The organism is Oxalobacter aliiformigenes (assembly GCF_027116575.1).
Classification (GTDB): domain Bacteria; phylum Pseudomonadota; class Gammaproteobacteria; order Burkholderiales; family Burkholderiaceae_D; genus Oxalobacter; species Oxalobacter aliiformigenes.
In genome coordinates, this window is the sequence record NZ_CP098252.1 from 1,515,755 (window position 1) to 1,527,819 (window position 12,065).

Below are 12,065 nucleotides of genomic sequence, written 5' to 3' on the forward strand. Positions count from 1 at the left end.
GGACTTGCCGGTTTTTGTGTATGCATACTGTTACAAAACAGCGGCCTGCAAACAAAAAGCCGGATGAAATCATCATCCGGCCTGTGGAAACCGGCGTTGATCCGCCAGAAACTTTCCTTACAAGGGCTGTACCTCATTAACATCGTCACGTGGAACCTCGAATTGCATAAATGACAAGGATGAGCGGATATGGATCAACTGATCCAGCTTTGCATCGATCGTCTCATGCGTGCTGACCGCCTCATCCAGCGTATAAAGTTCATTATCCAGTGAAAGGACCGGGCAGGGCACAGGTGCGTCAGCCGGCAAAATTTCACTCAGGACAAACGTCGACTTGTGTCCCCGGCCTTCCTTGCGGGAAAATTTCGCATACCCGAGCACATCGGCGCCACTGTTGCCGAACGCCAGATAAAACTCGGACATCTGGGCTTCATGGGACAATTTCACCCGGGTCAGATAACCCACATTGTTCTTCGGCACACGCATAAAACTCATGCGATACCTGGAAATCGCGTTACTGCAGTCACGAACCAGCAAATCTTCCAGTCGATGCCTCGTCGCATCAATCTCCTTGCGTTTTTTATAAAGGACATACAACTGAACCATAATCATTCCGCCGAAAATGAAAACAGAAAAGGCCAGAAAAACAAGCATCGCTTCCACTTTGATCACTCCTCATAAGACAATAGTTGACAACACGGAAAGTTCAGTTTTTCTTAATATATCCTTCGATAAATACTAATATAAATGACTTGCAATTTTATAAAAATGACGATAAGCAATTTTTTGAAAACAAATTGTTGTAAAAATTAAACGAAACAGCAAGCACTGTCCATCCATCGTAATGGTAGCCGGATAAGGAAGACCGATTTAGCCGTATCCAGTTTTATCTGATTGCATCGTCCATGTATCCGCGCAATAAAACTGCACATTTATCCTGAATCCTGTAAATACAGATAGCAAAATGGCAGGAAAAAACAGGAGCTTGATTGTTCCGAAACTATTACAAGACCATCATAGCCACCTGATTTTGCATCATCCACATAGGCGGCTCACGCATCATGGTCATCAAGGCAGAATTTGTTGTTATGAAGCTGGTGAAAATACAGTCTTGACGCTGTGTCAGTCAGCCTAAAGATGCTCCATAAAATTTCGCATAATTTGTATTATGTAAAATTACTGAAGAAAAATCTTCTTCAATATTGGAAACTTTGATATATTTTTCGAATAATTTCGACATTCGAATGAAATATGAAAAAAACTGTCAAGACCAATTCTTCCATCAATACTGTGGTTTTCGATCTGGGGGGTGTACTGATTGACTGGAATCCCAGACATCTTTACAGGAAAATCTTTGGAGATGATGAGAATGGCATGGAAACTTTCCTAGCTGAAGTTTGCCATTCCGAATGGAACTTGCAACAGGATCGTGGTCGCCCATGGCAAGATGCGATTGCCGAAGCTATCACACGTTTTCCGGATCAGGAAGCCAACATCAGGGCATATCGTGAACGCTGGGATGAAATGCTGAAAGGACCTATTGAAGGAACCGTAAACATACTGGAAGAACTGAAATCGACAGGTCTGAGATTATTGGCACTGACGAATTGGTCCGCCGAAACCTTTCCCATTGCAGAAAAACGTTTTGCGTTTCTCGAATGGTTCGATGGGATTCTGGTATCCGGTCAGGAAAAACTGGCCAAGCCAGATCCCGCTGTTTTTCATTTACTGATCCAGCGTTACTGCCTGGCTCCTTCCCGCACTGTCTTTGTCGACGATCAACCTTACAATACGGAAGCGGCAGCAAAAGAAGGTTTCAAAGCAATCCGTTTCACTACTCCTGTCAACCTGCGTCGTGAATTGCAGACACTCGGAATTCGCTTAAACCAGAAATAACTCCAGTCATTTCTTTTGCATTCTTTGCCATGACCGATATACCCTGCTCTCGCTTTCTGGTTATTTCCGCATGAAAATAAAAATGAAACCCTACCGGCTTTCACCAGCAGTACTTCTCTCCGGACCGCCGAAGCATCCACAACGAAAATCCGATATATGAGGATAACTGAACCTGTACACCGCACAGATTCTGGCGATGTAATCGGTACCTGTACGGGTATTTGCCATAACCCCGATCTTTCCTCCCCTTCCCTCGTTTACGAGAAACCGCTGGAATAACTGGCAGTCGATTTCTTTCCGTCAATAGCGGGACGGATATAACGCAAGAAATGTTTTTTATTCGAGAGAATCGGGCAAGAAACGGGCAATTCTGTATATTCGATTCATATGTCTGTCATGCAAGAATACTCACCGGATAATAAAACAGGAGGGAAAAGTATGCGATATACCCATCTGGGACGTACCGGTCTTGTCGTCAGTCGGCTTGCACTGGGTACGATGAATTTCGGTCATGTTACCGATGAAGCGGCCAGCCATGCCATAATGGACAGAGCCGTCGAAGCGGGAATCAATCTATTCGATACGGCCGATGTCTATGGCGGTCCCCAGACACCGGATATCCCGAAAGGATACGGAATCTCGGAAGAAATCATCGGTCGCTGGCTTGAAAAAAGCGGGAACAGGAACAAAATCGTTCTTGCCACAAAAGTCTATCAACCGATGGATTATGGCCCGAACGATAGACGTCTTTCCGCCTACCATATCCGCAAAGCGTGTGAAGACAGCCTGCGCCGTCTGAAAACAGATCATATCGACCTGTATCAGGCTCATCATATCGACCGGCACACCCCATGGGAAGAATTTTGGCAAGCCATGGAACAGCTCGTCCGGCAAGGAAAGATTCTGTATGCCGGTAGTTGCAATTTCGCCGGATGGCATATCGCGTCGGCACAGGAATCGGCGAAACAGCGCCACTTCCTCGGACTGGTTTCCGAACAGAGCATCTATAACCTGAACAACCGTTCGATCGAACTGGAAGTCATCCCGGCTTGCCGTCACTACGGACTCGGGCTTCTGCCCTATAGCCCTCTGGATGGTGGTCTGCTGGGTGGTGCGCTCGCCAGTGTGCAAGGCGGGCGGCGCGACTCTCTTGCCGAACGGCTCAGAAATCATGCCGGACAACTCGAAGCCTACGAAAAACTGTGCCGTGATCTGGGTGAGCGGCCCGGAGATGTGGCACTGGCCTGGCTGCTTCACAATCCGGACGTGACGGCTCCGGTTATCGGCCCCCGGACGACAGAACAACTCTCCGCTAGCCTGAAAGCGCTCGATCTCGGACTTTCACAGGAAACACTTGCCAGTCTCGACCGGATCTGGCCGGGTCCCGGAGAAGAAGCGCCTGAGGCATATGCATGGTAACCCATGCAAGTAGCGGAACATCCCGAACCGAACCATCATGCCACGTCTGTCAGTTTATCAACGGCAGGTTTTGCCGTCACTGCCGGACAACGGCTTCATTACATCAGACAAAACAAGAGAAAACCGTCATGAAAACACTGGTAATCGCATCCCACCCCTACCCTGGCCAGTCACGGGTCATCAAGGCACTTCAACAGACCGCCGTGAACGCGAAAAACGTGACTGTCAGGAATCTCGAAACCTTGTATGGCAGTCATATGGACGGATTCGATATCCGTGAAGAACAGAACGCCTGTGAAAATGCGGACCGGATCGTTTATCTTTTTCCGCTTCACTGGTTCAACCTGACACCGATGCTGAAAGCCTATCTGAACGAAGTCTGGGCTTATGGCTGGGCATTCGGCCCCGGAGGAAACGCGCTCCGAAACAAGGAAATGCTGGTCGTGACATCTGCCGGAGCCGGTGAACATGCCTATTCGGCAGAAGGATCCGTTCGCAGTACGATAAATGACGTTCTCACCCCGATGAAAGCAAGCGCCCTTTACGTCGGAATGAAATATCTCGAACCTCTGGTTCTCTACAATGCAGCCGGCACAGACGACAAGGCGCTGAATGAATTCTGTGAAAAATTCGCCTGCTGTCTGGAAAACCGCCGGTAAAAACAAAAAATTCCCTTCTGCCCGCCCCCGAACATAAACGGATACGGTTTGCGACAGTAAAAAACCGGACACCCGTCAAACTCCGCCGAAAGGTACAGAAAATGGATATAAACGATTTCTTCAATCACGTCGAAAAGAGACTTCCCATCGTTCCAGCTTCCGAAATATATGATTTCATGGTAAAAATCTGTCACGAAACCATGCGCATCACATCGGAAATCAACCGTTCATACCATACCCCGGAAGAACTCTGCCAGCTGATGTCGCAACTGACCGGGGAAAAAGTCGATCCATCCTTTTCCATGTTTCCTCCGTTTTATACCGATTTCGGGAGAAATATCCACCTCGGCAAAAACGTTTTCATCAATTCCGGCTGCTGTTTTCAGGATCAGGGTGGAATCACCATCGGTGACGGCGCCCTGATCGGCCATCATGTGGTACTGGCGACCTTGAATCACGATCTTTCACCTGACAGACGTGCCCATGTCATCCCTGCACCGATCGTTATCGGCAAAAAAGTCTGGATCGGCGCCCATGCGACGGTTCTTCAGGGAGTGACGGTCGGCGACAATGCCGTCATTGCCGCCGGTGCGGTAGTGACAAGGGATGTTCCTTCAAATACCGTCGTTGCCGGTGTTCCGGCCCGGATCGTGAAAACCATCGAACCTGATGCACAGGAACGCATGGTTCCGGTTCCGGAAAAGATTCTGTCTGACGATTCAGACTATCCGTCCACCTGTAAATGAGAGAATCGGGCAAGAATGCAAAAGAAATGTATCTTCAGAACATTTCTCCACATTTTTATACTGGACACGTGATACAGAAAACGGAGGAAAACCATGGAAAAACGTGAACTGGGAAAAAGCGGTCTCGAGGTATCGGCACTGGGTCTGGGTTGTATGGGAATGAGCTTTGGCTACGGGCCGGCCGCCGACGTGAACGACATGATCCGGCTGATCCATGAAGCCGTTGATATGGGTGTCAATTTTTTCGATACGGCGGAAGTATATGGCCCTTTCACCAATGAGGAACTGCTCGGGAAAGCCCTTTCTCCCATAAAGGACAAGGTTGTCATCGCCACCAAATTCGGTTTCAGACCCGATCCGTCAAATGGTGGAGCATGGACAGCCTTGGACAGCCGGCCGGAACATATCCGGGAAGTCGCAGAAGCATCGCTCAAAAGACTGAATGTGGATACGATCGATCTGTTCTACCAGCACCGGGTCGATCCGGATGTTCCCATCGAGGAGGTCGCCGCAACGGTCGGCGATCTGATCGCCGAAGGCAAAGTCCGTCATTTCGGCCTGTCCGAGGCAGGTGCCAGTACCATCCGCCGTGCCCATGCAGTCTGTCCTGTCACAGCCCTGCAAAGCGAATATTCATTATGGTACAGAAAACCCGAGGAAGAAATCCTGCCTTTGCTCGAAGAACTCGGTATCGGTTTCGTTCCATTCAGTCCTCTGGGACAAGGTTTTCTGACCGGTGCGCTCAAGGCGAATTCCACATTCAATGAAGGATTCGATTTCCGGCAGTTTTTCCCGCGGTTTTCGCCGGAAGCCCTGAAAGCGAACCAGCGTTTCGTGGAGAAGCTGCAAACGATGGCAGAAGAAAAAAATGTAACGCCGGCGCAAATCGCACTGGCATGGCTGCTGGCGCAAAAACCCTGGATCGTTCCGATTCCGGGGACGACGAAACTTCACCGGCTGAAAGAAAACGTGGCATCCGTCGATATAAAACTGTCTGCTGATGATTTGCGTATCATCGGCGATTCTCTGGCGGAAATCGAAATTTACGGTGATCGTTTTCCGGAAAATATCGAAAAGGGGACCGGTATCTGAGCCGGCAAAAGACATCCGTATTGCCAAAAGGAAATTCGTATGTACAAAATCAGTCCACTCAAATCCATCGTGGCCATTTTAGGCATTGCGACACTGGCTTCAGGTACAAGTGTTTCATCGCAAAACCTGCCTGAAACACACGGTAAATTGCAGACCAACAGGGAGATATCCATGCAGACAAGCAATCTGACAAGCGAATGGGACAAAACATTCCAGAAAAGTGACCGGGTCAACCACAGCAAGGTGACATTCACGAACCGTTACGGCATCACACTTGCCGCCGATCTCTATGTCCCGAAGAATGCAAACGGCAAGTTGCCGGCGATCGCCATCAGCGGCCCTTTCGGGGCTGTCAAGGAACAGGTGTCCGGCCTGTATGCACAAACCATGGCGGAACGCGGTTTTCTGACGATTGCCTTCGATCCATCCTATACGGGTGAAAGCGGCGGCGAACCGCGTTTCGTCGCATCTCCCGATATCAATACGGAAGATTTCAGTGCCGCTGTGGATTTCCTTTCCCTGCGCGATGATGTCGATCCTGAACGGATCGGAATTATCGGCATTTGCGGCTGGGGCGGATTTGCCCTCAACGCCGCGGCCAACGATCCCCGCATCAGGGCAACTGTAGCTTCCACCATGTATGACATGAGCCGGGTAACCGCCAGGGGTTATTTCGATTCGATCGATGCAGAAAAGCGCTACGAGCTCCGCAAACAGCTCAACGAACAGAGAACGGCCGATGCCCGAAACGGTACTTATGCTCTCGCGGGCGGAGTACCGGATACCTTACCTGACGATGCGCCTCAGTTCGTGAAGGATTATTATGCCTACTACAAGACCCCTCGCGGCTATCACAAGCGTTCACTCAATTCCAACAACGGATGGAACAGGACATCTTCGCTTTCTTTCATGAACATGCCTATTCTGACTTACATCGACGAAATCCGCAGCCCCGTACTTCTCATTCATGGAGAAAAGGCCCATTCCCGCTATTTCAGCGAAGACACGTTCAAAAAGCTGAAAGGCAACAACAAGGAACTGATGATCATTCCCGGAGCAAACCATACGGACCTGTACGACCGTACCGATATCATTCCGTTCGACAAACTGGAAACATTTTTCAGGACATCGCTCAAATAAGAGAAAATTTTCATGCAAAAGTCCGGATTTTTCCGGACAAAACATGATAAAAAGGTTTATATTCAACAATTAACTTATTGAATAAATTGAATTTATAATAATTTCCACCTTCGTTTGCATGTCCCGAACGAATGAAAAAACGCAGCCTGCAAGAGGCTGCGTTTTTTCATGAATATGAACGGATTACCTCCCGGATTTCCTTCCCGACGTTTGTCTCTCTTTCCCTGTGTCCGCTCCACTCCATGCGTTTCCTGATGGCTTTCCGGCTATCCGGTATTCTCTCCCCCATATCAAGACCGGTGAAAACCGGAAACGGATATTCACTAGAAATTACATGAGAAACATCACCTATTACAATAATAAAAAAAGAAATATCTAACTGGCATCATGAAAATTCCATCTATTCCGGACGGGAACCCGGCTTTTGTTTATCTGTCGAATTGAACAGGGCCTTGTCTCTTTTCGAAACTGCCAGGAGATTCACCGTCATGGATATCACTTTTCTGAAGGAATGGCTTGTTGGTGCAGTCGGCATTCTGCAATTCGTACTGGAAACCGCTTCGGCAATTTGTGTTTTCACCGGTTTCATCCTGACTGTCTGTATCGCCATGAAATCCCGTCAGGAACCTGCCGCCAATCCGGCGATCAAACTCACATTCGGTCGCTGGCTTTTGCTGGCGCTCGAACTCCAGCTTGCCGCCGATATCCTGAATACGACGGTCGATCCCGATATCGAAGGTCTGGTCAAACTTTTCGGCATCGCCCTCATCCGGACATTTTTGAACTATTTCCTGACCCGTGAAATCGACATACAGGAAAAACACCTTTCCGTTCAGAAAACAGAACAAAATCTCTCGTAACCGGAACTGCCTTGTTCTTTCCTGCCCCGATAGCCCGCCATTACCGTTTGCGACATATCGAAGCGCACCGGAAAACATGGAAACATGCATGCCCTCATCACCAACAGCAACCAATCGGCAGCAACGAACCGGTCAGATATCCAGCTCGATATCACTGGCAGGAATACAACAGCAGGGCAACACATCTCCTTCTCCAACAAAAGCCAGCAGCTTCGTCAAATACTTTACGCCCCCTTCTGCCAGCCGGCACCGACAAGCGCCACAATAACCGGAACGGCACTGGTATTCGATCGCCACATGCCGCTTTTCCAGAAACCGGAGCAATGTACCCTCTCCTTCACCGGAATACCGGAACTCCCGGCCGCTGGCGGCGAGACCAACCCGATACCCCTCATCCATCCCGGCCAGTTCCTCCCGTTTTTGCCCCTCACCGGTACTGTCGGCAAAAACGGATATTTTCAGGGAAGATTCCATCAGAGTCTGAACTGGCTCAAATCATCGGTATTGACCTCCGAATCGATCTGTCCCACCAGATAGGAACTGACTTCCACCTCCTGCGGTGCCACCTGGACATTGTCAGATACCAGCCAGGCATTGATCCATGGAATCGGATTGGAACGACGGGCAAAAGGCGGATCCAGATCGACGGCCTGCATGCGGATATTGGTGATATATTCCACATACTGGCAGAGGATATCCCGATTAAGTCCGATCATGGAACCGTCCTTGAACAGGTACTCCGCCCATTCCTTTTCCTGCAGTGCCGCCTGAACGAACAGGTCATGAGACTGCTGGCGGCATTCCTTCGCCACTTCGGCCATTTCGGGATCGTCGGTTCCGGAACGCATCAGGTTCAGCATATGCTGCGTCCCTGTCAGATGCAGGGCCTCATCACGGGCGATCAGCCGGATAATCTTGGCATTGCCTTCCATCAGTTCCCGTTCCGCAAACGCGAAAGAACAGGCAAAACTGACATAGAAGCGGATGGCTTCCAGTACATTGACACTCATCAGGCACAGATAGAGCGTCTTCTTCAGCTCATGCAGACTGACCTTTACCGTTTCGCCATTCACCTGATGGGTTCCCTCGCCCAGCAAGTGGTAATATCCGGTCAGCCTGATCAGATCATCGTAATACACCGAAATGTCCCTGGCACGCCTGATGATATTTTTATTGCCGACAATATCATCAAACACCAGCGACGGATCGTTGACGATATTGCGGATAATGTGCGTATAGGAACGCGAGTGGATCGTCTCGGAAAAAGACCAGGTTTCCACCCACGTTTCCAGTTCCGGAATCGAGACCAGCGGCAAAAGCGCTACATTGGGACTGCGGCCCTGTATCGAATCCAGCAGCGTCTGGTACTTCAGATTGCTGATGAAAATATGCTTTTCATGTTCCGGCAACGACTGGTAATCGATGCGGTCGCGCGAGACATCGACTTCTTCCGGCCGCCAGAAAAAGGACAACTGCTTTTCGATCAGTTTTTCGAAAATCCCGTGTTTCTGCTGATCGTAACGGGCCACGTTGACGGGCTGTCCGAAAAACATTGGTTCAAGCAAGGGATTGTTTCTGTTCTGTGAAAAAGTGGTATAAGCCATAAAAAATAACCTTTCATCATCGCCACCTGTTCCGTACTTCCGGCATGACGGCAAACTTTCCTGTCCGGAAAAAAACGGCAAGACAACTGTCAGATCCGGCAGGCACCGCTATCGCAACCGTCATCCGGTTGTCCCGCAACCGGATTGTCCTGTGCATCTTCCGCACCGTCACGGGTATTCTGGTAATAGAGGGTTTTGATTCCCAGCTTGTAAGCCAGCAGAATGTCCTTCAGCAATTGCGTCATGGGCACTTTTCCGGAAGGGAACCGCGACGGATCGTAGTTGGTATTGGCCGAAATCGCCTGATCAACAAACTTCTGCATCACACCGACCAGCTGGAGATATCCCTGATTGTCCGGCATATCCCACAACAGCTCGTAACGGTCCCTGAGCCGTTCGTATTCCGGCACGACCTGCCGCAATATACCGTCTTTCGACGCCTTGATACTGATATGGCCGCGCGGCGGTTCGATACCGTTCGTGGCATTCGAAATCTGGGAAGACGTTTCCGAAGGCATCAGCGCCGTCAGTGCCGAATTCCGCAAGCCATACCGCCGGATATCGTTTCTCAGTGCCTCCCAATCGTGATGAAGCGGCTCGTCGCAAAGGTCATCCAGATCTTTCTTGTATGTATCGATTGGCAAGATACCCTGTGCATAAGTGGTTTCCCCGAACCAGGGACAGGCGCCCCGCTCTTTCGCCAGAGCATTCGATGCCTTGAGCAGGTAATACTGGATCGCCTCGAACGTCCTGTGTGTCAGGCCAATGGCACTGCCGTCGGAATAACGCATGCCATGTCTGGCCAGATAATAGGCGAAATTGATCACACCGACACCCAGTGCACGCCGTCCCATCGCACCGCGCCGGGCGGCGGGAATCGGGTAATCCTGATAGTCAAGCAGGGCATCCAGCGCACGCACGACCAGAGAAGCCAGTTCCTCAAGTTCGTCAAGCGACTCAATGGCCCCCAGATTGAACGCCGACAGGGTACACAACGCGATTTCACCGTTCTCATCGCCAAGATCCGACAACGGTTTCGTCGGCAACGCGATCTCCAGACACAAATTGGACTGGTGAACCGGGGCGACCGCCGGATTAAACGGACTGTGCGTATTGCAGTGATCAACATTCTGGATATAAATCCGGCCTGTCGATGCCCTTTCCTGCATCATGAGGGAAAACAGCTCAACAGCTTTCACCCGTTTTTTGCGGATCGTGCCGTCGGCCTCGTACTGCCGGTACAGGCGTTCGAACGCATTCTGATCGGCAAAGAAAGCCTCGTAAAGCCCGGGGACATCCGACGGACTGAACAATGTGATGTCTCCTCCTTCTATCAGGCGCTGATACATCAGGCGGTTCAGCTGGACACCGTAATCCAGATGGCGTACACGGTTTTCTTCAACGCCCCGGTTGTTTTTCAGCACCAGCAGGCTTTCCGTCTCAAGATGCCACAACGGATAGTAAACTGTCGCCGCCCCACCCCGGACACCTCCCCTGTGAACAGGATTTGACCGCACTCTGGAAAAGCTTGTAAAACGGAATGCATCCGGTATGAAACGCCTCCCCTCCCCGGATCGGGCTGCCCAGTGCCCTGATACGGCCGGCACCGATTCCGATTCCGGCCCGCTGGGACACATATTTCACAATGGCACTGGATGTCGCATTGATCGAATCCAGACTGTCGCCGCATTCGATCAGTACACAGGAACTGAATTGCCGGGTCGGTGTCCTGACCCCCGCCATGATCGGCGTCGGCAGGGAAAGCCTGAAAGTGGAAACAGCTTCATAGAAACGCCGGATGTAATCGAGCCGCGTTTCGCGCGGGTAGCGGGAAAACAGGCAGGCCGCCACCAGAATATAGAGAAACTGGGCACTTTCGTAGATTTCTCCCGTCACACGGTTCTGGACAAGATATTTCCCTTCCAGCTGCTTGACGGCAGCATAGGAAAAATTCATGTCGCGCCAGTGATCGATAAATCCGTCCATTTCAGCGAATTCCCCGGGGGTGTAATCCTCCAGCAAATGGCGGTCGTAACGTCCCATTTTCACCAGACGGACCACATGGTCATACAGTTTCGGTGGTTCGAACCGGCCGAACGCCTTTTTACGCAAGTGGAAAATCGCCAGACGCGCTGCCAGATACTGGTAATCGGGGGCATCGGCCGAAATCAGGTCCGCCGCCGCCCGGATAATGGTTTCATGGATATCCGCCGTACGGATCCCATCATAAAACTGGATATGGGAACGTAATTCCACTTGCGAAACCGAGACGTTATGCAGCCCTTCCGCCGCCCAGTCGAGCACCCGGTGTATCTTGTCCAGATCGATACGTTCTTTTCTTCCGTCACGCTTGGTGACAAACAGATTGCGATTCATTGTCCGTTATTCCGTCCATTCAGTTATTCCGTCATATCCGGCAGGCAGCAGCATCTGGTGCGATGCCGGCCTTCTGAATGCTTGTGCCGGACACGCCCGTTTTAATGCCGGAGACACTGTTCCGGAAAAAATGGGGAACCAGAATAACAAAAGCCTGCAATTCCTGCTGACACCGCAAACGCGGAAAACATCTGGAAACCGGAGGAAAAACCATCTTCCTGCACAGGGGAAACCCAGTACAGACGCCCCTTTCAACGAAAAAAGGGAAATGCG

At 50.5% G+C, this 12,065-nt stretch carries 10 protein-coding genes and 1 pseudogene; 7 read left to right on the top strand and 4 right to left on the bottom strand.

Going from position 1 to position 12,065, the window contains the following annotated elements:
* Nucleotides 1-117 precede the first annotated feature (117 nt).
* On the bottom strand, nt 118-654 hold the full coding sequence (locus NB647_RS07040) for a hypothetical protein (RefSeq protein WP_269265836.1): 537 nt from the start codon (nt 652-654) through the stop codon (nt 118-120).
* Between the two features lie 597 nt (nt 655-1,251).
* On the opposite strand from NB647_RS07040, the gene NB647_RS07045 reads away from it, so the two are divergent.
* From NB647_RS07045 to NB647_RS07075, 7 genes are all read left to right on the top strand, one after another.
* Nucleotides 1,252-1,896: an HAD family hydrolase gene (locus NB647_RS07045; RefSeq protein WP_269282630.1), complete on the top strand. Its 645-nt coding sequence runs from the start codon at nt 1,252-1,254 to the stop codon at nt 1,894-1,896.
* Between the two features lie 438 nt (nt 1,897-2,334).
* A complete protein-coding gene (locus NB647_RS07050) occupies nt 2,335-3,315 on the top strand; it encodes an aldo/keto reductase (RefSeq protein WP_269282631.1) in 981 nt (326 codons plus the stop codon).
* A gap of 128 nt (nt 3,316-3,443) precedes the next feature.
* Nucleotides 3,444-3,974 carry an NAD(P)H-dependent oxidoreductase gene (locus NB647_RS07055; RefSeq protein ID WP_269282632.1) on the top strand — a complete coding sequence of 177 codons (531 nt, stop codon included), beginning with the start codon at nt 3,444-3,446 and terminating at the stop codon, nt 3,972-3,974.
* Between the two features lie 101 nt (nt 3,975-4,075).
* Complete coding sequence (locus NB647_RS07060; protein ID WP_269282633.1) at nt 4,076-4,720, top strand: sugar O-acetyltransferase; 645 nt, start codon at nt 4,076-4,078, stop codon at nt 4,718-4,720.
* Between the two features lie 93 nt (nt 4,721-4,813).
* A complete protein-coding gene (locus NB647_RS07065; RefSeq protein WP_269282634.1) occupies nt 4,814-5,812 on the top strand; it encodes an aldo/keto reductase in 999 nt (332 codons plus the stop codon).
* Nucleotides 5,813-5,851: 39 nt separating this feature from the next.
* A complete protein-coding gene (locus NB647_RS07070; RefSeq protein WP_416143420.1) occupies nt 5,852-6,952 on the top strand; it encodes an alpha/beta hydrolase in 1,101 nt (366 codons plus the stop codon).
* A 488-nt stretch (nt 6,953-7,440) separates the two neighbouring features.
* Entirely contained in the window at nt 7,441-7,812 is a 372-nt protein-coding gene (locus NB647_RS07075; protein ID WP_269263904.1) for a DUF1622 domain-containing protein, read from the top strand.
* 132 nt (nt 7,813-7,944) lie between these two features.
* Here the strand turns inward: NB647_RS07075 and yfaE are convergent, their stop codons facing one another.
* From yfaE to nrdA, 3 genes and pseudogenes are all read right to left on the bottom strand, one after another.
* Nucleotides 7,945-8,286: a class I ribonucleotide reductase maintenance protein YfaE gene (gene yfaE, locus NB647_RS07080; protein WP_269282635.1), complete on the bottom strand. Its 342-nt coding sequence runs from the start codon at nt 8,284-8,286 to the stop codon at nt 7,945-7,947.
* Nucleotides 8,286-9,416 (bottom strand): class Ia ribonucleoside-diphosphate reductase subunit beta, encoded by a 1,131-nt coding sequence (gene nrdB / locus NB647_RS07085; protein ID WP_269282636.1) that lies wholly within the window; start codon nt 9,414-9,416, stop codon nt 8,286-8,288. Before nrdB ends, yfaE begins: the two co-directional genes overlap by 1 nt.
* Before the next feature lie 89 nt (nt 9,417-9,505).
* Nucleotides 9,506-11,792: pseudogene (gene nrdA / locus NB647_RS07090) on the bottom strand (class 1a ribonucleoside-diphosphate reductase subunit alpha).
* Nucleotides 11,793-12,065 lie beyond the last annotated feature (273 nt).